Consider the following 19,809-nt stretch of genomic DNA (forward strand, 5'->3'; position numbering starts at 1 on the left):
CACCACCACACCAAAAACACCCGCACCGAACACGGCCTCGAAGCCGCCGGCGCCACCACCATGGCCCTCATGTTCGCCACCATGACCACCTAAAACGAAAGAGCCGCCCCCATGCACATCGGATTGATAGGCCTTGGAAAAATGGGTTTCAACATGCGCGAAAGGCTGCGCAACGGCGGCATTTCCGTCACCGGTTTTGATCCCAACCCGGACGTCACCGATGTTCAGGCCCTGGATGAGCTGGTCCAAACCGTGCCGGAATCCCGGATCATCTGGGTGATGGTCCCGGCCGGTGCCGCCACGGAGGCCGTGATTGGCGAGCTGGGCGAGAAGCTCAGCCCCGGCGACCTGGTGATCGACGGCGGCAACTCGCGGTTCACAGAGGACCAGAAACACAGCGCGTTGCTCGCCGAACGCGGCATCCGCTTTGCTGACTGCGGCGTTTCCGGTGGTGTCTGGGGCCTGGACAACGGCTACGGCCTGATGGTCGGTGGCGAGCCGGAAGACATCCAGCGTGCACTCCCCGTCTTCGATGCCTTGCGGCCTGACGGCGAACGCGCTGACAGCTTTGTCCACGTGGGCGGGGTGGGTGCTGGCCACTACTCCAAGATGGTGCACAACGGGATCGAGTATGGCCTCATGCAGGCGTACGCCGAGGGATACCAGCTCCTTGAGGTCAAGGACATCATCAAGGACCTTCCGGGTACGTTCCGCGCCTGGCAAAAGGGAACAGTGGTTCGATCCTGGCTGCTGGACTTGATGGTCAAAGCCTTGGACGAGGACCCTGGTCTGCGGACCATCGGCGACTACGTCGAGGATTCCGGCGAGGGGCGGTGGACCGTTGAGGAAGCGATTGCCAACGCCGTCCCCACTCCCGTCATCACCGCAGCCCTGTTTGCCCGTTTCGCTTCGCGCGAGGACAGCTCTCCGGCCATGAAAATGGTCTCTGCCCTACGGCACCAATTCGGGGGTCACGCCACCAAGCCAGCTGCCTAGTACCTACTCTTTAGTATGGTTTTTCACTCCTAGGCCAAAAACAGAAGAAGCGGGACGACCGACGTCGTCCCGCTTCTTCCCGTGCCCGTTTCCGTGCCCGCGCCGGGGGCTACGAGGGCCGCATGCCGTGGCTGTGGGCCAGCGCGATCGCCTCGGTCCGCGAACCGACGTCGAGCTTCTTGAAGAGGTTCCGCACGTGGAACTTGACCGTGTTCTCGCTGATGCCCATGGAGGACGCGATGGTGCGGTTGCGGTGCCCCGACGCGAGGTGCTGCAGGACCTCAAGTTCGCGGGCCGCGAGGTTCCAGCCGGTCACGTCGCCTGCCGGGCGTGCCGGGAGATCCAGCGGGAGCGAGACGAAGACGTCGGCGCCCCAGCCTGCCATGACGTCCATCCGGAGCTGTCCGGTGAGCGCCTGCACGCGACGGTCCAGTCGGCTGATGTTGGGGTCCTCGGTGGTCAAGGCGCCGCCGCCGTCGTCGCGGACGTTGATCAGCAGGTTCTCGCCGTCGCAGTCCCAGTGGGTGCGGATCCGGCTCACTTCAGGCTGTTCCATCATGGCCAAAACCAGGCCGCGGACAATGGCGCGCGCGGCGTGCGCAACCTCGCCGGGAAGTGCCCTGCCGTTCAGCGGAGGCTCGATGAACTGGACCTCGATGCCGCTGAAACTCGTGAGCGGGCGGAGGTCATCCCGCAGTCGTTCAAAGGCCTTGGCCACGGGTTCTTTCACCAGATCCGTGGTGCGGTCGCTGTGTGTACGCAGGCCAACCAAGGCTTTTGCGGCGAGATCGGTCACGGTGTTGCGTGCCGTGGAATCGTCCAGCGAATTGGAGCGGAGGGCTGCCAGGAGCGTCTCCAAAGTGGTGGAATGCAGGTCCGTCAGTTCCGCGGTGACGCGGAGGCGTTCGGCTGACGCCGCCCGCGATTCAATGAGGTACGACGGCGGTGCATCCGCCACTTTTTCCTGGATGCGCCGCGCCGTGAGGTTCCACAGGTACCTCAACATTTCGAGCCCGTCCTCGCTCTCCGGCTCCATCAGGCGGGGGTCGGTGAGCACCAGGAGGGCGTTGCTGGGGGCGTGCTTGAGGGCAAGTGCCTGCCGGGGCTTGCCCGCCAGCTCGGCTTCGCCGCGCCAGGGCCCGTCGTCGGGCAGCTCCGCGCGGAGGTTGTCCAGCTCTTCGATGGAAACACGGGAGATGATCTCCTCCGCGCCGGCCTTCTTCTGCGGCCGGCCGGTGCAGTCTTCCGTGAAGATGACAAGCGCAGTGCTGCCCACGGAAGGGAGCGTGGCTTCGCGCAGCCGCTCGGCGATTTGGGACAGGGGAGCATCGGCCAGGGCCGCCACGGAATGCAGCAGCGGCCATGGGGTGTTGGTGAGGGTCATGGCTAATTCCTTGAGGGACTCTTTGGTGGCTGCGCTTCGCTGCGCAACCATCCGGGCAAAAAATCCGCCCTGTCCGAAAGTATAGTCAAAAACTGTCAGAAAACAGTGTTTTACCCACCCCTTTGTTTCGGAAGTATGGAAATCAACCAAAGCATGAATTCGGCCTCCGTGGCCGATGACCACATCAAAGGGGATCAATCGTGAATCCATCAGCAAGCGCGGTTCTTACATTCAGCGACGCAGATCCTGAAACCGCAACCCTCGACTGGACCGCAGAGGACCAGCGCGCCGTAGACACGGCCCGCGTGTTGGCTGCCGACGCTGTGGAGAAGGTGGGCAACGGCCACCCGGGTACGGCCATGAGCTTGGCTCCGGCGGCGTACCTGCTGTTCCAGAAGCTGATGCGCCACGACCCGCGCGATGCCGACTGGATCGGCCGCGACCGTTTCATCCTTTCCCCGGGCCACTCCTCCCTGACCCTGTACATCCAGTTGTTCCTCTCCGGCTACGGCCTGGAGCTGAAGGACCTCGAAACCCTCCGCACCTGGGGCTCCCTGACCCCGGGCCACCCGGAGTACAGGCACACCAAGGGCGTGGAAATCACCACCGGCCCGCTGGGCCAGGGACTCGCTTCCTCGGTCGGGTTCGCTTACTCCCAGCGCCGCCAGCGCGGCCTGTTCGACGCCGATGCTCCCGCCGGCGAATCGCCGTTCGACCACACCATCTGGGTCATCGCTTCCGACGGCGACATCCAGGAAGGCGTCACCTCCGAGGCTTCCTCGCTGGCCGGCCACCAGGAACTGGGCAACCTCGTTGTTGTCTACGACGAGAACCACATCTCCATCGAAGACGACACCGACATTGCGTTCACCGAAGACGTCCTGAAGCGCTACGAGTCCTACGGCTGGCACACCCAGCGCGTGGACTGGACCAAGACCGGAGACTACGTCGAAGACGTCCAGGAGCTCTACACCGCGCTGCTCAAGGCCAAGGCCGAGACAACCCGCCCGTCCATCATTTCGCTGCGCACCATCATCGGCTACCCGGCCCCGAAGAAGCAGAACACCGGCAAGATCCACGGTTCGGCATTGGGCGGCGAGGAAGTCGCAGCATTGAAGGAAGTCCTTGGCTTCAACCCGGAGAAGTCTTTCGAGGTAGACGAAGAAGTCCTGGCCCACGCCCGCAAGGTGGTGGACCGCGGCGCGGCTGCCCGCGAACAGTGGGACGCTTCCTTCAACGCCTGGCAGTCCGCCAACCCCGGGGGCGCGGCACTGCTGGAACGCATCGAGTCCAAGCAGCTCCCTGCAGGCATCGACGAACTCTTGCCCGTGTTTGAGGCCGGCAAGGACGTCTCAACCCGTGCCGCCTCCGGCAAGGTCCTGAACGCGATCGGCCCGGCACTGCCGGAACTGTGGGGCGGTTCCTGCGACCTGGCCGAGTCCAACAACACCACCATTGAGGGCTCGCCGTCGTTCATCCCGGCCTCGCGTTCCACCGACGCCTGGAAGGGCAACCCGTACGGCCGCGTGCTGCACTTCGGTATCCGGGAACACGCCGCTGCTTCGATCGTGAACGGCATCTCGCTGCACGGCCGGACCCGCGCGTTCTCCGGTACGTTCCTGATCTTCTCCGACTACCAGAAGCCCGCGATCCGGCTGGGCGCGCTGATGGGCGTCCCGTCCATCTACGTCTGGTCGCACGACTCGATCGGCCTGGGTGAAGACGGCCCGACGCACCAGCCCGTGGAGCAGCTCGCCACCCTCCGCGCCATCCCCGGCCTGGACGTGGTCCGCCCGGCCGACGCCAACGAGGTTGGTGTCGCTTGGAAGACCATCCTCGAGAACCATGAAAACCCGGCCGGCATTGTCCTGACCCGCCAGAACGTCCCGGTCTTTGCCCGCGGCACCGGCGACGCAACAGGTGATACTTTCGCATCACCCGCCGGTGTTGCCAAGGGTGGCTACGTGCTGGCCGAGGCATCCAAGAACGGCAAGACGGTTGACGCGCAGGTCATCCTGATCGCCACGGGTTCGGAAGTCAGCCTGGCCGTCGAAGCCCGCCAGGCTCTCCAGTCCGAAGGCATCGCCGCCCGCGTTGTGTCCATGCCTTCCGTTGAGTGGTTCAAGAAGCAGGACGAGGCCTACCGCGAATCTGTCCTCCCGTCCTCGGTCAAGGCCCGCGTCTCCGTTGAGGCCGGCCTGTCCCTGGGCTGGCGTGAATTCGTTGGCGACGCCGGCCGCTCCATCAGCCTCGAGCACTTCGGTGCTTCCGCTGACTACAAGCGGCTCTTCACCGAATTCGGCATCACCGCCGAAGCCGTCACGGCAGCGGCCATGGAGTCCTTGGCCGCCGTCGGAAACTAACCCCCGAACTGCAGTACGACGGCGGCGGGACGCAGCGCATACCGTCCCGCCGCCGTCGTACTGCCACCTCTTTCCAAAGGAAGAAGCCATGAGCAACACAACCCCCACCGCACAGCTTTCCGAGGCTGGCCTTTCCATCTGGCTGGACGATCTTTCCCGCAACCGCCTCCAGACGGGCAGCCTGCAGAAGCTCATCGAGGAGAAGAACGTGGTTGGCGTGACCACCAACCCGTCGATCTTCCAGGCCGCGATTACCTCCGGTTCTGACTATGATGACGCGATCGCAGAGCAGGCCGCCGCCGGATCCAGCGTGGAAGAGACCATCTTCGAGCTCACCACCACCGACGTCGCAGCCGCTTGCGATCTCTTCGCCCCGATCGCCGCGGCCACCAACGGCGTTGACGGCCGCGTGTCCATCGAAGTCGACCCGCGCCTGGCGTGGGACACCGCCGGCACCATCGCCGAAGCCAAGGAACTGCACAAGAAGGTCAACAAGGACAACGTCCTGATCAAGATCCCCGCCACCCTGGAAGGCCTCGAAGCCATCACCGCGGTGCTCGCCGAGGGCATCAGCGTCAACGTGACCCTGATCTTCTCCCTGGACCGCTACCGCGCCGTGATCAACGCGTTCCAGGCCGGCATCAAGCAGGCCAAGGACAACGGCCATGACCTGTCCAAGATCCATTCCGTCGCCTCGTTCTTCGTTTCCCGCGTGGACACCGAGATCGACAAGCGCCTCGACGCGATCGGCACCGAGCAGGCCAAGGCACTCAAGGGCCAGGCCGGTGTTGCCAACGCCCGCCTCGCTTACCAAGTCTTCGAGGAACTGTTCTCCACCGAGCGCTGGAACGTCCTGGCCCAGGCCGGCGCCCGTGCCCAGCGTCCGCTGTGGGCTTCCACCGGCGTGAAGGATCCGGCCTACCCGGACACGCTCTACGTCACCGAACTGGTTGCCGCCGGCGTAGTCAACACCATGCCGGAGAAGACCCTGGACGCCACCTTCGACCACGGCGTGGCCAAGGGTGACACCCTCACGGGCACCTACGCCGAGGCCGCCAAGGTGCTGGACGCCCTGGAGAACATCGGTGTTTCCTACGACGAGGTTGTTGCACTCCTCGAGTCCGAAGGCCTTGAGAAGTTCGTGGCCAGTTGGAAGGAACTCCTGGCCGACGTCGAAGGCGCACTCGCCGCCGTACGCCAGGCTGCCTGAGCCCCGCAAGCCTCCCTCCCCGGGCGCCCCTGCATCTGGCGCCCCCGCGTGGAGACCCCTGTCCCGGGGTCTCCACGCCCTTTACTTCCCGCTCTGACCGTTTCCGAAAGGCAGACATCATGTCCACCTCACCCCTGACGTGCTGCATCAACCCCAGCATCCTCTCGGCCGACTTCGTCAACCTCGAAGCCGAGTTGGCCCGTATCAGCAACGCCGACGCCGTGCACGTGGATGTCATGGACAACCACTTCGTGCCGAACCTGACCATTGGCCTGCCGGTGGTGGAACGGATTCAGAAAGTCAGCCCGGTGCCGCTGGACGCCCACCTGATGATCGCCGACGCCGACCGCTGGGCTCCGCTGTTCGCCGACGCCGGCCTGGACTCGGTGACGTTCCACGTGGAGGCGGCGATGGCTCCCATCAAGCTAGCCCGCGAACTCCGCGCACGTGGCTCCAGGGCCGGCATGGCCCTGCGCCCCGCGACTCCCATCGAGCCGTACCTGGACATGCTCCCCGAGTTGGACATGCTGCTCCTCATGACCGTGGAACCCGGATTCGGCGGCCAGGCGTTCCTCGACGTGGTCCTCCCCAAGATCCGCCGCGCCCGCGAAGCCGTGGACGGTTCCGGCGTGAACGTCGCTATCCAGGTGGACGGGGGCATTACTGAGGAGACCATCATCCGCGCGGCCGAGGCCGGCGCCAACATCTTCGTGGCCGGTTCGGCCGTCTACGGAAAGCCCTCGCCGGCCGATGCCATTGAATCGCTGCGGACCAACGGGCAGCTCGCCTTCGCCGCAACAGCCACCCCCGAACTCCAGAAAGCCTGAAGGACCACCCATGCGCGTTCACATCGCAACCGACCACGCCGGGCTTGAGCTCAGCTCGCACCTCATCACCGCCCTCACGGAGAGCGGGTACGAGATGGTGGACCACGGGCCCACCTCTTACGATCCGGAGGACGATTACCCCTCCTTCTGCATTAACGCCGCGGTCGCCGTCGTCAATGACCAAGCCGCAGGCGTGGACGCCCTGGGCATAGTTCTGGGCGGTTCGGGCAACGGCGAGCAGATCGCCGCGAACAAGGTCAAGGGCGTGCGCGCCGCGCTGGCCTGGAACCTGGACACGGCCGTGCTGGCCCGCCAGCACAATGACGCCAACGTGGTGGCTGTTGGCGGCCGCCAGCACACCGTGGAGGAAGCCACGGAGCTCATCAAGGCGTTCCTCGCCGAGCCGTTCACGAATGCCGAACGCCACGAACGCCGAATCGGCAAGATCGCCACGTACGAGTCCACTGGCGTCGTGGCCAACTAACCATAGGAGTCACCTTGCCCATTGCAACCCCAGAGATTTACTCCGAGATGATCGACCGAGCGAAGACGTCAGGGTTCGCTTATCCTGCGGTCAACGTGACGTCGTCGCAGACTCTGAACGCTGCGATCCGCGGTTTCGCCGAGGCAGAATCCGACGGCATCATCCAGGTTTCCACCGGTGGTGCGGCGTACTGGTCCGGCGCGTCGGTCAAGGACATGGTGGCCGGTTCCCTGGGCTTCGCCGCGTTCGCCCGTGAAGTGGCGAAGAACTACAACGTCAACATCGCCCTGCACACGGACCACTGCCCGCAGGACAAGCTCGAGGGCTTCGTCCTTCCGCTGCTCGCAGCGTCCGAGGAAGCAGTGAAGGCCGGCAAGGACCCGATCTTCAACTCGCACATGTGGGACGGCTCGCACGAAACCCTGGAAGACAACCTGCGCATCGGGCGCGAACTGCTGCAGCGCGCAGCTGCCGCGAAGATCATCCTCGAGGTTGAGATCGGCACCGTCGGTGGCGAAGAGGACGGTGTGGAGAACGAGATCAACGAGAAGCTCTACACCACCACCGAGGACGCCCTCGCCACCATCGAGGCCCTGGGTGCGGGCGAGAACGGCCGCTACCTGACCGCGTTGACGTTCGGTAACGTGCACGGCGTATACAAGCCGGGCAACGTCAAGCTCAAGCCCGAACTGCTCAAGCAGATCCAGGCCGAGGTTGGTGCGAAGATCGGCAAGGAGAACCCCTTCGACCTGGTGTTCCACGGCGGCTCGGGCTCCTCGGAGCAGGAAATCGCTGACGCTGTGTCCTTCGGTGTGATCAAGATGAACATCGACACCGACACCCAGTACGCCTTCACCCGCCCGGTGGCCGGGCACATGCTCGCCAACTACGACGGCGTGCTGAAGGTCGACGGCGGTTTGGGCAACAAGAAGACCTACGACCCCCGCGTCTGGGGTGCTTCCGCCGAGGCCGGCATGGCAGCCCGCATCGTCGAAGCAGCACAGCAACTCGGATCCGCCGGCAAGACGTTCGCGTAACCGGCGTTCGCGTAACTTTCGCAGCAAACGGAGTTACCTCCGGGTACGCCCGTAAAATTGTGAACCATTGGACTGCGGTTCCCGGACGTGGAAGCGCAGTCCCCGAGCAACCGGAAAGGAGCACCCATGAAGGCCCGTGCTTCTTTCCGGTTGCTCCGAACCGGGCTCATCTCACTGCTCATCATCGGCCTGGCCTCCGGAGGACACTTGGCCGGTGGGGGAGTCCTTCCCGAGCCCGTCATCCTCCTGGGCCTCTGTGCCCTGACGGTGTTGCCGGTAGCCATCCTCACCACGTTCCGATTGTCATTCCCCGTGCTCGCCGGCCTCCTGGGCGCAGGGCAGGCGTGGCTTCACTGGGCCTTCCACTCGCTCTCTGCCGTATCCACGGGAGCCTCCTCCCCGGGAGGGCATGCACACCATGCGCCCGGAATACCTGTTGACGCCCTTGGATCCGCTGCAGCTGGGCAGGCTTCAAGTGACTGGCAAATGTTTGCCGCGCACGCCCTCGCAACTGTTGTGACCGCCGTCGTGCTTGCCCGCGGTGAAGGCGCGCTTGCGGCGGTGACCGCCTGGCTGCGGCCCCTTGCGAAGCTGCTCGAACCCTTCGTGATCGTTCCTGCGAGGGTCCCCGGGCCCGTCGCAGCTCCGATCGTGCTTCCGCGCGACCAGCTGGTCCGCCGCATGCCCACCTGGCGGGGTCCGCCGGCGATGATGCCCGCCGCCTGAGACCTTCCGCGCTTCACTCATTGGAAACAGGCGGCACAGTTACCGGCCGGGACAATCCCAGGCCGGATACCCCCTTTTTCTGTGAAAGGCATCAAGCCATGAAGAGCCCCATTCGCCGTACCCTCAAGTCCCTTTCCGTCGCTGGAATGGCTGCCGGAATGCTCGCCGCAGGCGCTGCCGCAGCCTCCGCCCACGTCCACGTGGACCCGGAAAGCACGACGGCGGGCGGCTACACCCACCTGACGTTCAGCGTCCCGAACGAATCCGCCTCGGCCAAGACCAGCAAGCTCGAAGTTGCGCTGCCCACGGACACTCCGTTCAACTCTGTCTCCGTGAAGCCCGTGGATGGCTGGTCGGCGCAGGTGGTCACCGCCGACCTGCCCAAGCCCGTTACGGTCAACGGCGCCACGGTCACCAAGGCTCCGAGCTCCGTGGTGTGGACCGCTGACGACGCGCACCAGATCGGGCAGAACGAGTACCAGACATTCTCCATCTCCGTGGGTGTCCTGCCCGACGCCGGAACCACCATCACGTTGCCCGCCAAGCAGACGTACACCGACGGAACAGTGGTCGCTTGGGACCAGAAGACGGTTGAGGGACAGGACGAGCCGAAGCACCCCGCGCCGTCGTTTGTCACCACTGCCAAGGACGCTGAAACGGCCGACCACCACGCCGCCGCAGGTTCAACGGCGACGCCTGCCCCTGCTGCGGCGACGACGCCCGCCTCTGATGGAGGTTCGACGGCTGGCTGGTTCGGTCTTGCTGCGGGATTGGTGGGACTTGCCGCCGGTGTGACTGCCCTGGCCCGCACCCGCCCCGCGAAGCGCTGACCCTTCCGGCGCAAACTCCACCCCGCGCTCCGCGCACACCCCGCCTCGGCGCGCCCCACCGTGAGCGCCCCACCGTGAGCACCCCCAACTGGGTAGCAGATCAGGTCGTTCCCAGCGCTCATAACGGCCTCAACTGCGACCCAGTTGGGTAGCCACGCGCCCGAGGTGCGCCGCGCCGCCGTCGTGCTCCCTTCGACGTCGCGCCCTCTCGCGTTGTCGCGCCCTCTCGCGTTGTCGCGCCCAAAAACTTTCCGAAAGACACCACCATGACTCTCCTTGCCAAGCCCCCGCTCGGGGCACCCGACCCATCAATATCCGAGCCCACCCCGCCCCAGGGCGGCTGGTTCAGGGCCTTCCTTCTCCGCCTGCATTTCTACGCGGGTATCCTCGCCGGGCCATTCCTGCTGGTCGCGGCGCTAAGCGGCGGCCTGTACGCGATGGCGCCGCAACTTGAGCCGGCCCTGTACGCCAAGGAGTTGCGCGTTCAGGCCGTTGCGAACCCCTTGCCGCTGTCCACGCAGGTCAAGGCCGCCATGGAAGTGGCCGACGGAGCGGTTCCCGTGTCCGTGCGTCCCGCCCCGGGGCCGGAAGACACCACACGGGTGCTCTTCACTGACCCGGGCCTGGGCGAATCGACGTACCGGACGCTGTTCGTTGACCCCGGCACAGCCGAAATCCGAGGCGACCTGCCCACATACGGAAGCAGTGGGGCTCTCCCCATCAGGACCTGGATCTCCAATCTCCACCGTTCCCTGAACCTGGGCGAGCCCGGGCGGATCTACAGCGAGCTCGCGGCGTCGTGGCTGTGGGTGATCGCGTTGGGCGGGCTGTTGGTGTGGATCGAGCGGATCCGCCGCAAGCGCCAGAGTGCGCCGCGTCCGCGGACCGGCCGGGCCCGCATTGTGTGGCTGCACGGTACTACGGGAACGATGATGCTCGTGGCGTTCCTGTTCCTGTCCGCCACTGGGCTCACGTGGTCCGCCAACGCGGGAGCAAACGTGGGGACGCTGCGGACCGCCTTGGACTGGACCACGCCGAGCCTGAAGACATCGCTGAAAGGAGAAGGAACGACGGCGGGTGGAGACCATTCCGGCCACGGATCCGGCGGGGCTGTTGGCACCACAGCCGTGGCTCAAGAAACCTTCAATCCAGCCTTGTTTGATTCCGTGAGCAGCACGGCGCGAGCGGACATCATCAAAGCGCCAATGATCGACATCAAGCCGTCCACCAAGCCGGGAACGGCTTGGTCGGTGACGGAAGCCGGGCGGGAGTGGCCGGCGTCGGCCAGCGCTGTTGCCGTCGATCCTTCCTCGGGGCAGATCACCAACCGCCTGGACTTTGACAACTTCAACCTTGCTGCGAAGCTCACCCGTTGGGGGATCGCCGCCCACATGGGGTTGCTCTTTGGACTCGCGAACCAAGTGCTGCTGTTGGCTGTGGCACTGGGCTTGGCGGCCATGGTGGTCTGGGGCTACGTGATGTGGTGGAAGCGGCGCCCTACCCGCGGCAGCGCCTGGGCTGTAGGCCGGCCTGCTCCGCGCGGCGCGTTCCTGCGAGGGCATTGGGCAGGCGTGCTGGCGGCCATCACGGTGATGGTGGCTGTGGGATTCTTCCTGCCCTTGCTGGGCTGGAGCCTGTTGGTGTTCGTGGCGTTGGATGCTTTGGCCGGGGAGCTTAAGCGGCGGAGGGAGCCCGTCCAAAGGGATAGCGTAAAACACTCCTGATTGAGGGTTTTAGCTTCGATGGATACCGCACAAGATGGATAGCAACCCGCGGAATCCATCCACCAGCACCCGCACAGAAGCGGTGCCAGCAGAAAGGCAGATCCACATGGCCACAACATTCCAGCCCAAGGAACTCTTCGAGACAGACCTCGAGAAGTCCCTCCTGGGCCAGCCCTTCGCCGAAGTCCTTGGCGACGACATCGCCGTGCGCATGGCTGTCCCGTTCGCCAGCGACGATTCCCGCATCCTCTCCGGCGTGTGGGAAGCCGCCCCGGGCCTGTCCCGCTGGGAGTTCCTGGAGCGCGGCGAAGTGATCCACGTCCTCGAAGGCCGCATGGTGGTCACCGAAGACGGCAAGGAACCCGTCACCGTTGAAGCCGGGAACGCTGCCTTCTTCCCCATCGGCTGGCAGGGCACGTGGGACATCAAGGAACGCATCCGGAAGTTCTTCGTGATCTTTAACTCCTGATCACCTTCACATCCAGCACACCTTCACACGCGAACGACGGCGGGAACCTCCCGCCGTCGTTCGCTGCGTTGGGGCGATCATCGCTTGGGTGTACCGCCACGACCTACTTTGGCTTCCGTCCGGGCCAACACGCCGACGAAGCCCGGCGAGTCGCTGTGGTGCGCGGCCAAAGTTGGTGGTGGCGGCACGGGGGTCCCCTAAATTTCCGCAAAGTTGGTTACATTCTTCTGACTGCCGGACATAAACCGGGTATGAGCGCCTAACGGCGGCTCGCCGCATGGGCGTTTGCTGCGAAACCGCGACGGCGGCACTCAGGCGGGTGCCGACGTCGTGCGCGTCCCCAAGTAGGTCGCAGCAGTGCGCGTTATGAAGGCTCAAAACGCGCACAAATGCGACTCAGTTGGGTGTCCCGGCGGTTGGCTCCTCAACCGGGTCCCGCAGCACCAACGCCGTGCCCTGATAGGGGCCGAGCTCCAGGAAGAAGCTGTGCAGGTCATCCACCTGGCCCACGTCCGAGCTGCTGAAGAGGTCGTGGACCGTGGAGCCCGGAACCAGGTGTGGGGACTGGATGCTGCCGGCGATGTCCTGGTCGGAGAAGTTCAGGACCGTGACCTCCAGGTTTCCATCGCCGAGTTGGTTCACCAGCACCAGCAGAGCGCGGTTGGAAACCTCCGGCACGTCCAGGAGGGTGCTCGTGGCGATGCCGGAGGTCTCCCGCACGCGGAGGATTTCCTGCAAGCGGCGCGCGTAGGAGCCGGGGTCCTGAAGCTGGTCCGGGAGGGATCCGTAGAGGCTGCGGGCGCGGGGCATGCCAGCCGACGAGGTGCGGGCGTCCGGCCGCGTTCCCATGAGATCGTGGGCGCCCCGGTTGATCCAGCGGGTATCGCCTTGCGCAGTCAGCTCACCCACCACCTCGCGAGGCAAGGCGATGATGCCGGTAAGGTCCCAGCCGGACAGCGCGAAGACGCCGGGTTGAAGGGCGTTGTACATGGACAGGAGCACGTGGACATCACGGACCTGGGCCTCCTGCTCAGGCGTGATGGCTTCCGGATCCTTGATGCCGATAGCCGCCATGATGAAGCTCGCCGTGGTGCAGGCGATGCCGTTGGTGGTGAAGACGGCGTTGTAGGGGCCGTTCTCACCGGTCAGGCGCTCGCGGAGCGTGCTTTGGACCTTCTCTGCCACTTCGGCGCCGGTCAGTTCCTCGCCGCCGAGTTCGAACACATCCTCACGGTGGCCGGCGGCGAAGTGCAGGAGCTCGTAGGTGAGTTCGTCGTGGTTCTGCAGGGCATGGACCAAGGACGCCTGGTCCACACCGATCTCCGCGGCCAGGCGAAGCGTCAGCCGGAGGAACTCGGTATCCCCGGTGACCAGGGAGTAGTGGTACGCCGGGCGCGTGATGAAGTCGTAGGAAAGGTCAGCACCTGCCTCGGACTGGGCCTTGATGTCGTCGATGGTGAGGTTGAGTTCCTGGAAGGAGAAGCCGCCCACCTTGCGGATCATCGAGCCGATCAGCTGGTTGGCGGCCTCGGACAAGGGGTGGCCTTCGGACCAACCCGGCTGTTCCTCGGCGCTCTTCTCGACGCCCAGGAAGCCGTTGGCATCAAGACGCAGTGCTCCCGTGCCGAGGTCCAGCAACGAGTGCAGGGCATCGCCAACCACCAGGCGCATTCCGGCGAAAGTGGGGTCCAGCCAGTTGATGGAGGGCTGCCCGGCCTTGAAATAGTGCAGGTACACCCACCGGCGGACCTTGCCGGTGGTGTCCGCGACGGGCCGGGTGGCGCTCCAGTTGGTTTCCTTCACGCCCGGCTCGTAGAAGATCACGCGCTGGAGGCGGCCGATGATGTAACCGGCCCTCTGCAGGGCCTGTTCCGCGTCCGGGCTGATGTTCACCGAGTCCTTGCCTTCGGGAACGTCGGGCAGGAGGTGCCAGTCTTCCTCGGGGATATCCACCATGTGATAGATGCCGGGGTAGTCCCGGAAGTTCATTTCGGCGAGCCGGAAGTCGGCGCCCTTGCCGGTGTGCCCGGGAACGATGTCGTCAATCACCGTGCCGTCGTGCTCGGCCGCGATCTCGCACATCCGGCGGAACTCCTCTTCCGTGCCGAACGCGGAGTCGATAGCCATGCTGATGCGGTCAAAATGCCCGTCCACGCTGGGGGTCTGGGACCAGCCGCTGATGCCGCCGGCCAGCTTCACGGGGCCGGTGTGGAGGCCGCGGATGCCGATCTCGCGGAAGGCCTTCCACAGTTCGGGATCACCCAGCGCCGACAGGAAGGACTGGTTCTCGCGCGTGATGAAGGACAACGGATACGCCGTGAACCACACCGGGGCCTTCTCCACCGCGGCCCTCGGGTTGGGCCTGGCGTACGCGTTCTGCCACATGCTCGCTTGGCCTGAGAGCTGCCGCGCCAGGGTGTTCGCGTCCCCCAGCATCGACTGGTTCCGCAGCCAGTCAACGTACGTCTTGTTCAGGCCGTCGAACTCCAATGAGGGCCGGGCGGCGAAGAATTGACGACGGCGGGCGATCGGCCTGAGTGCCTTGGGGCGCGCGGGGTAGAACTGCTCGTCAAACGTGATCTCGGCGGCTTCGCTGGTGGGAGCCTCTTCTGTTGCCTCTACCGTTTCCTCTGGCGTATCCGCGGACTTTTCCGCCGGCCCCGCGTTGGTCTCCGACACACTCTCGCTGACTACAGGCTCCCGCACAGCTTTCTCCTTTACGTGGCCACCGCATCAACGGTGACCGTCCGAGGGGTCGTTCAAGAGGTCACGTACCCGGGCTGGCCGGGCGTATTCATGCTAAGCATCCTTGGCAGCTGTTTGTCGACCTTGCGGCGAAGTGAGTCTCTCTTTCCGTCTTTCTGTCGGAGTGGGTCGTGTGTCCGGTCGTTGATCGTACTGACGGCAAGATCGAACCTAGGCTCCGAAATCCACATAGCGGCTTTGCGCTTCCTTGTCGCTGCACGGCATTCGATAAAATGGTGCTACAGTTTATTGCTACAAAATAGTAGGGTGGATTATGGCGCCCCGGTGGGAACCATCGAGCGAGAGGCACGGCGTTTCGCGCCGGGACCAGACTTATGCGATCTTGAACGCGAACTTCGTCCATGTATTGGACGAGCCTGTAAAAGAGGGCAGGATCGTTCTCTACATCGGTCCTGAGCATGCCCAGACAGATCGTGAGATTGAGATTCTGGTGCATGAGTTGGGCGACGGCAGGGAGTCCTCCATCTTCCACGCGATGCGGTTAGGACCAAAATTCAGTCGATTCCGAGAGGAGCACCCAGATGGCTGGAGACGAAATGGATTATGAGGCGCTGGCGCAGCGTCTGAGCGACCCCGACACCGATGTTCGGGGAAAGGGCGTTGCCCTGCATGGAGCCGACGCTGCCTCGGCTGGCAGGTCATTCCTGTTGCGCGAGTTTGGCAGTGAGGAAGCCCTCGAAGCAGCACTGCGTCCAGGGCGTCCGAAAGTGGGTCAGAAACAGTCCGCAGGCCCTTCTCCGACGGTACGCGGGCGGATTTCGGAGCAGGAGTACCAGGCGTTCACCGATCTGATCAAGGAAACGGGAAAGGGCCAGAGCGCATTGGTCCGGGAGGCTGTGCACCTTCTGCTGCAGCGCCACCATAAACTCGCCAGCTGACACTGGTCCTGCGATCACTCATTGTCCCTGGCATCGCAAGGATGTGTCTGTCCTCTTACTGCGTGACTCAGCCCTTGGGGCGTGACGGCGTCACCGATCGCCATGTACAACCCCGGTCCGAACCCCCAAGCTTAAGGAACGCAACCGGGGGAGTAACCATGTACAAGGCGCCGAGCAAGGAGGCCACAGACACCTGGCTCGATCACGGCTTCTTCGTGCTGGCCGGCGCCGCGGCTGTGTGGCTTGCGTTCCTGTTGGTGGGCGAGAGCCTCCAGCTCGGCTGGGGCCAGTTGTGGTCCTGGCTGGTGTTCTGGGCCTTCCTTGCCTACCTGCTCCTGCCACGCCTCCACCGGATACTGACCACGATCTACGTTCCGGGATACTTCATTGGCCGGGCAAGGACCAGCGACGGACTCCTCGGCGATCCCGTCAACGTGGCACTCCTCGGCGCGGAACGGCAGATCCACGCCATCATGCGCCGCGCGGGCTGGACCATCGCAGACGACGTCACCTTCGCCAGCAGCCGCCGCATCATCAGCTCCACCATCCTGCGGCAAAGCTATGAGCAGGCACCGGTCAGCCCGCTGTATTTGTTCGACCGGCAACAGGACTTCGCCTACCAACAGGAAGTGGACAACAATCCGGGCAAACGCCATCATGTGCGCTTCTGGCGTTGCCCCGAGGGCTGGATGCTCCCAGGCGGACACAAAGTGGATTGGCTTGCGGCCGGAACTTACGACCGCAGCGTGGGGTTCTCCCTGTTCACGCTCCAGATCACGCACAAGATCGAGCAGAACACGGACGTTGAACGGGACCACATCGTGAAGACCGTGTCCCAGGGCGAGCCTGCCGTCACGGTGCGGGTCATCAAGGACTTCTCCACGGGATACCACTCGCGGAATGGCGGTGGCGATTCCATCTCCACGGACGGCGACCTTCCCGTCGTCGACGCCCGCCCGGTTCCGGTCCCCGCGTCCCCGGTGCCCCAACAGACGGACAGTCGCGACCGCCGTCCTGCGCCCACTATCGTCGGTGCCGCCCTGGTGGTGGTCAGGGCGCTCGCAGCCCTCGCCCTGGCTGTCACGCTGTTCACTTCTTCCAGCGAATTCGCCGACGTCACGCTCAGTGACTCCCCGGCGGACCCGCAAAGTACGACGGCGGCAGTCACTATTGTGGGGATCATCGTGTTGGTCTTCGGGCTGGGGGAGGTGTTCCTCGCCTGGCGGATCTTCCTGGGAAGCAACGGCGCCCGGGTGATCGCGATGGGCCTGAGTTCCCTCTCCATCCTGGTCCAAGCCATCGACGCCTCAACGGGAGCTACGAGCATCACCCTCGAAGCCGGGCTCGCGGGCTTGGCCACGGACATCCTGGTGTTGCTGGCCCTGTCCAGCCAACGTTCCCGCGTGTACGCCAAGCGCCAACGGGTGCCCGCCGTCCCGCCAAACCTCACCCCGAAGCGCCTTGCCTCCTGAGCCAGACTTTGCGCCGCGGCCGAAGGGACCGTAGCCTCACAAGGGTGAATGGGGACACAGATCAAACATCAGGGCCGTCGGCCAGGGACCACAAATCGAAGGACCAGGCCTTCCTGCCGATTGGCATAGTCTTCGCCATTCTGGCGGTGGCCATGGGCATCTTGGCAAACCCCGCCTGGATAGCCTTCGGGACCATGGGAGCCACCTTCTTGGTCCTCTGCTTGCGGGGCCGGGCCAAGAAACACCCCACTGAAGCCCCCGAGGACTAGAGGTTTCCCGGCTTGCGGTGAGAGAGCGTCGCCCCTAAAGGGGGTGTTTGGTGAGAGAGCGTTGCCCCTAAAGGGGGCGTTTGGTGAGAGAGCGTCGGTGGGGACCGATGCTCTCTCACCAAAACGCCCCTTCAAGCGAACCCTCTCTCGCTAACCTCGGGACGGGGAACCTACGCGGTGACGGCCAGGGCGTCGATCTCCACCAGCATGACCTCGTGCGGCAGGTCAACGAACACCGTGGTGCGGCTGGGGAGCAGGCCGCTGGGCACGTTCTCGCGGATGAACTCGCCGTAGACCTCGTTCATGGCGGCGAAGTCGTCGCGGGTGGTGAGGTAGACGCGGAACATCAGGACGTCCTCAACGGAGGATCCGCCGGCTTCCAGGATGGCCTTCACGTTCTCAAGCGTGCGACGGGTCTGGACGCGGACGTCGCCCTCGCCGATGTACTGGTTGGTGGCCGGGTCCATGGGTCCCTGGCCGGAGACCTGGAACATGCCGCCCTTCTTGATGCCCTGCGAGAAAACGTGTGCCGGGGCGGGGGCGTTTTCGGTGAGTACTACGGTCTTTTCACTCATGCTGAGTTCCTTTCGTGGCTGATCCAGCCGAGGTCGTTGGAGACGGCCTCGGTGCTGGCTTTGAGGTCGGGCAGCAGCTCAAGCAAGCCTTCATAGCTGAGCATCACTACCGGTACCGAACAAGAGGCTGCGGCAACAACGGCGCCGCTGGCGTCGCGGATGGGGGCCGCGATGCAGTGCACGAATGCTTCGTGCTCGGCATTGTCGTGGGCCCAGCCCTGGATCCTGACCTGTTCCAGTTCGGCCAGCAGGGCCTCGGGGGAGGTCAGGGTGTTCTCGGTAACTTTGACGTAGTCCAACCCCGCGGCGATCTTTTCCTGCCGGCTGCGCGGCATGTCCGCGAGGAGGACCTTGGACACAGCGGCCGAGTGCAACGATGCAGTCAGGCCGATGCGCGAGTACATGCGGACCGGGTGGTGCGACTCGAACTTGTCGATGTACACCACCTCGTTCCCTTCGAAGGCGGCAAGGTGCACGGTGTGTCCGGTGCGGCCGTTGAGCTCGGCCAGGTGAGGGTGCGCCACTTTGCGGATGTCGCGCTGCTCGAGGGCCAGCGAGGACAGTTCGAACAGTTTGGAGCCGAGCATGAAGCGTTGATCGTCGTCGCGGACCACCAGCCGCTTTTCCTCGAGGGCGTGCAGGAGCCGCATCACGGTGGTTTTGTGCACGGAGGCCTTGGACGAGAGCTCGTCCAGGGTTGCTGGTTTCGCGGCGAGTTCGCCAAGCAGGTCGATCGCCCGCATCAGGCTTTGGCTCAAGGTGTCACGCTCCGGTTCTGGTGTTGAATTGTCCGCCTTCAACATGGATAGCAGCCCACGCCGCATCCGAAGAATCGAGGATGGCTGCGAGCTCGGCGGCGTCGGGCAGCGGGCCCCGATCGCCGTGGACGGTGAGCGTGCACGCGGCGGCAACATGGCCGCGGCGCAGGCTTTCCTTCTGGCCCAAGCCGAACAGCATGCCGCTGAGGTAACCGGCGGCGAACGAGTCGCCGGCGCCAACAGGTTCGACGACGGCGACGGACAGTGCGGGCACCTCTTCCCGGGTGCCGCTCCGGTCCAAAGAGATGGCGCTGATCGCCTCGTTCTTGATGACCAGCACGTCCGGGTCCGGCATGAGGCGGCGGAGTTCGGCTTCATCGGTGGTGCCGAACGCGTGTTCGGCCTCGTCTTTACCCACAAGAACGACGTCGGCCAGGTTCGCCAGCCGCTGCAGGATGGAACGGTCCTGCCCTGCCCAGAGGGCTGCGCGCCAGTTGACGTCGAAGCTGATGATGCGGCCGTTACGCGGCGCGGTGAGGATGGCTTCCAGCAGTGCCAGGCAGTCGGGGGAGAGCGCGGCCGTGATTCCGCTCAGGTGGATAAGCGCGGCGTTTTCCAGCAAAGAAGAAACGGCCGGATCAGCCAAAGTGGACCGTCCCATGGCCGAGGCCGCCGATCCTTGCCGGTAGTACAAGACTGAACTGCCGCCGTCGGGGTCTGTTTCCTGGGCGGGGACCTTCACGTAGACGCCAGTGGGCCGTACGGGGTCAACCTCGACGCCGGAGACTCCCACGCCGTGCTCTTGGAGGTCCTGGAGGATGCGCGTGCCGAAGCCGTCGTGGCCAACGCGGCTCACCCAATGCGTGTCCAGTCCCATGGCTGCGAGCCCCATGGCGACGTTCGACTCGGCGCCGCCGATCCCGCAGTGGAGCTCCGTTGCCAGGTGCAGGGGAACAGCCTGGACGGGGGTGAGCATGGCCATGGTCTCGCCAACACATACAGCAGACAGCATGAAACTCCCGGTGCCCGATTTTCGCGCTT

General features: G+C 64.7%; 18 protein-coding genes. 13 read left to right on the forward strand and 5 right to left on the reverse strand.

The genetic code is table 11. The annotated features are described in order from the left end of the window. Positions 1 to 111: 111 nt before the first annotated feature. Positions 112 to 996: a phosphogluconate dehydrogenase (NAD(+)-dependent, decarboxylating) gene (gene gnd, locus ACFVSJ_RS22155; RefSeq protein WP_387439273.1), complete on the forward strand. Its 885-nt coding sequence runs from the start codon at positions 112 to 114 to the stop codon at positions 994 to 996. Between the two features lie 109 nt (positions 997 to 1,105). Here the strand turns inward: gnd and ACFVSJ_RS22160 are convergent, their stop codons facing one another. Next, positions 1,106 to 2,380: a LuxR C-terminal-related transcriptional regulator gene (locus tag ACFVSJ_RS22160; RefSeq protein WP_387439274.1), complete on the reverse strand. Its 1,275-nt coding sequence runs from the start codon at positions 2,378 to 2,380 to the stop codon at positions 1,106 to 1,108. A gap of 200 nt (positions 2,381 to 2,580) precedes the next feature. Here ACFVSJ_RS22160 and tkt point away from each other — a divergent pair, with 200 nt between their 5' ends. The 9 genes from tkt to ACFVSJ_RS22205 all read left to right on the forward strand — a co-directional run bounded on the left by tkt (position 2,581) and on the right by ACFVSJ_RS22205 (position 12,050). Continuing rightward, complete coding sequence (gene tkt / locus ACFVSJ_RS22165) at positions 2,581 to 4,743, forward strand: transketolase (protein WP_387439275.1); 2,163 nt, start codon at positions 2,581 to 2,583, stop codon at positions 4,741 to 4,743. An 88-nt stretch (positions 4,744 to 4,831) separates the two neighbouring features. Beyond that, positions 4,832 to 5,953: a transaldolase gene (tal, locus tag ACFVSJ_RS22170; protein WP_387439276.1), complete on the forward strand. Its 1,122-nt coding sequence runs from the start codon at positions 4,832 to 4,834 to the stop codon at positions 5,951 to 5,953. Between the two features lie 119 nt (positions 5,954 to 6,072). Continuing rightward, positions 6,073 to 6,780, forward strand: a complete 708-nt coding sequence (gene rpe / locus ACFVSJ_RS22175; RefSeq protein WP_387439277.1) for a ribulose-phosphate 3-epimerase — start codon at positions 6,073 to 6,075, stop codon at positions 6,778 to 6,780. Between the two features lie 10 nt (positions 6,781 to 6,790). Beyond that, positions 6,791 to 7,264: a ribose-5-phosphate isomerase gene (locus tag ACFVSJ_RS22180; protein ID WP_387439278.1), complete on the forward strand. Its 474-nt coding sequence runs from the start codon at positions 6,791 to 6,793 to the stop codon at positions 7,262 to 7,264. A 14-nt stretch (positions 7,265 to 7,278) separates the two neighbouring features. Next, the gene (gene fbaA, locus ACFVSJ_RS22185; protein ID WP_387439279.1) at positions 7,279 to 8,301 is read left to right on the forward strand and encodes a class II fructose-bisphosphate aldolase; all 1,023 of its coding nucleotides are present in this window, start codon (positions 7,279 to 7,281) and stop codon (positions 8,299 to 8,301) included. Positions 8,302 to 8,427: 126 nt separating this feature from the next. After that, positions 8,428 to 9,027 carry a hypothetical protein gene (locus tag ACFVSJ_RS22190; RefSeq protein WP_387439280.1) on the forward strand — a complete coding sequence of 200 codons (600 nt, stop codon included), beginning with the start codon at positions 8,428 to 8,430 and terminating at the stop codon, positions 9,025 to 9,027. A 98-nt stretch (positions 9,028 to 9,125) separates the two neighbouring features. Then, entirely contained in the window at positions 9,126 to 9,857 is a 732-nt protein-coding gene (locus ACFVSJ_RS22195) for a YcnI family protein (protein WP_387439281.1), read from the forward strand. 266 nt (positions 9,858 to 10,123) lie between these two features. Further along, positions 10,124 to 11,581 (forward strand): PepSY-associated TM helix domain-containing protein, encoded by a 1,458-nt coding sequence (locus tag ACFVSJ_RS22200; RefSeq protein WP_387439282.1) that lies wholly within the window; start codon positions 10,124 to 10,126, stop codon positions 11,579 to 11,581. A gap of 106 nt (positions 11,582 to 11,687) precedes the next feature. Further along, positions 11,688 to 12,050: a cupin domain-containing protein gene (locus ACFVSJ_RS22205; protein WP_387439283.1), complete on the forward strand. Its 363-nt coding sequence runs from the start codon at positions 11,688 to 11,690 to the stop codon at positions 12,048 to 12,050. Positions 12,051 to 12,446: 396 nt separating this feature from the next. Here the strand turns inward: ACFVSJ_RS22205 and treS are convergent, their stop codons facing one another. Beyond that, the gene (treS, locus tag ACFVSJ_RS22210) at positions 12,447 to 14,756 is read right to left on the reverse strand and encodes a maltose alpha-D-glucosyltransferase (RefSeq protein WP_387439284.1); all 2,310 of its coding nucleotides are present in this window, start codon (positions 14,754 to 14,756) and stop codon (positions 12,447 to 12,449) included. 581 nt (positions 14,757 to 15,337) lie between these two features. Here treS and ACFVSJ_RS22215 point away from each other — a divergent pair. From ACFVSJ_RS22215 to ACFVSJ_RS22225, 3 genes are all read left to right on the forward strand, one after another. Continuing rightward, complete coding sequence (locus tag ACFVSJ_RS22215; protein WP_387439285.1) at positions 15,338 to 15,694, forward strand: hypothetical protein; 357 nt, start codon at positions 15,338 to 15,340, stop codon at positions 15,692 to 15,694. A gap of 158 nt (positions 15,695 to 15,852) precedes the next feature. Beyond that, the gene (locus tag ACFVSJ_RS22220) at positions 15,853 to 17,166 is read left to right on the forward strand and encodes an LssY C-terminal domain-containing protein (protein ID WP_387439286.1); all 1,314 of its coding nucleotides are present in this window, start codon (positions 15,853 to 15,855) and stop codon (positions 17,164 to 17,166) included. Positions 17,167 to 17,210: 44 nt separating this feature from the next. Beyond that, positions 17,211 to 17,435: a hypothetical protein gene (locus ACFVSJ_RS22225; protein WP_387439287.1), complete on the forward strand. Its 225-nt coding sequence runs from the start codon at positions 17,211 to 17,213 to the stop codon at positions 17,433 to 17,435. Positions 17,436 to 17,605: 170 nt separating this feature from the next. Here ACFVSJ_RS22225 and ACFVSJ_RS22230 read toward each other — a convergent pair whose 3' ends face one another. From ACFVSJ_RS22230 to ACFVSJ_RS22240, 3 genes are read right to left on the reverse strand one after another with little or no spacing between them, the layout of a single operon-like run. Continuing rightward, complete coding sequence (locus tag ACFVSJ_RS22230; RefSeq protein ID WP_024818727.1) at positions 17,606 to 18,010, reverse strand: RidA family protein; 405 nt, start codon at positions 18,008 to 18,010, stop codon at positions 17,606 to 17,608. After that, positions 18,007 to 18,813, reverse strand: a complete 807-nt coding sequence (locus tag ACFVSJ_RS22235) for an IclR family transcriptional regulator (RefSeq protein ID WP_387439288.1) — start codon at positions 18,811 to 18,813, stop codon at positions 18,007 to 18,009. Before ACFVSJ_RS22235 ends, ACFVSJ_RS22230 begins: the two co-directional genes overlap by 4 nt. Then, on the reverse strand, positions 18,773 to 19,780 hold the full coding sequence (locus tag ACFVSJ_RS22240) for a sugar kinase (protein WP_387439289.1): 1,008 nt from the start codon (positions 19,778 to 19,780) through the stop codon (positions 18,773 to 18,775). Before ACFVSJ_RS22240 ends, ACFVSJ_RS22235 begins: the two co-directional genes overlap by 41 nt. Positions 19,781 to 19,809: the final 29 nt, after the last annotated feature.

The sequence above is a fragment of the Paenarthrobacter sp. NPDC058040 genome, from assembly GCF_042885775.1.
Lineage (GTDB): Bacteria > Actinomycetota > Actinomycetes > Actinomycetales > Micrococcaceae > Arthrobacter.

Bases quoted from the DNA above. Each gene is read 5' to 3' on its own strand.
- gnd (WP_387439273.1), top strand. From the start codon at position 112: ATGCACATCGGATTGATAGGCCTTGGAAAAATGGGTTTCAACATGCGC.
- ACFVSJ_RS22220 (WP_387439286.1), top strand. From the start codon at position 15,853: ATGTACAAGGCGCCGAGCAAGGAGGCCACAGACACCTGGCTCGATCAC.
- ACFVSJ_RS22190 (WP_387439280.1), top strand. From the start codon at position 8,428: ATGAAGGCCCGTGCTTCTTTCCGGTTGCTCCGAACCGGGCTCATCTCA.
- ACFVSJ_RS22195 (WP_387439281.1), top strand. From the start codon at position 9,126: ATGAAGAGCCCCATTCGCCGTACCCTCAAGTCCCTTTCCGTCGCTGGA.
- ACFVSJ_RS22205 (WP_387439283.1), top strand. From the start codon at position 11,688: ATGGCCACAACATTCCAGCCCAAGGAACTCTTCGAGACAGACCTCGAG.
- rpe (WP_387439277.1), top strand. From the start codon at position 6,073: ATGTCCACCTCACCCCTGACGTGCTGCATCAACCCCAGCATCCTCTCG.
- ACFVSJ_RS22240 (WP_387439289.1), bottom strand. From the start codon at position 19,780: ATGCTGTCTGCTGTATGTGTTGGCGAGACCATGGCCATGCTCACCCCC.
- tal (WP_387439276.1), top strand. From the start codon at position 4,832: ATGAGCAACACAACCCCCACCGCACAGCTTTCCGAGGCTGGCCTTTCC.
- ACFVSJ_RS22230 (WP_024818727.1), bottom strand. From the start codon at position 18,010: ATGAGTGAAAAGACCGTAGTACTCACCGAAAACGCCCCCGCCCCGGCA.
- ACFVSJ_RS22215 (WP_387439285.1), top strand. From the start codon at position 15,338: ATGGCTGGAGACGAAATGGATTATGAGGCGCTGGCGCAGCGTCTGAGC.
- ACFVSJ_RS22160 (WP_387439274.1), bottom strand. From the start codon at position 2,380: ATGACCCTCACCAACACCCCATGGCCGCTGCTGCATTCCGTGGCGGCC.
- ACFVSJ_RS22235 (WP_387439288.1), bottom strand. From the start codon at position 18,813: ATGTTGAAGGCGGACAATTCAACACCAGAACCGGAGCGTGACACCTTG.
- ACFVSJ_RS22180 (WP_387439278.1), top strand. From the start codon at position 6,791: ATGCGCGTTCACATCGCAACCGACCACGCCGGGCTTGAGCTCAGCTCG.
- ACFVSJ_RS22200 (WP_387439282.1), top strand. From the start codon at position 10,124: ATGACTCTCCTTGCCAAGCCCCCGCTCGGGGCACCCGACCCATCAATA.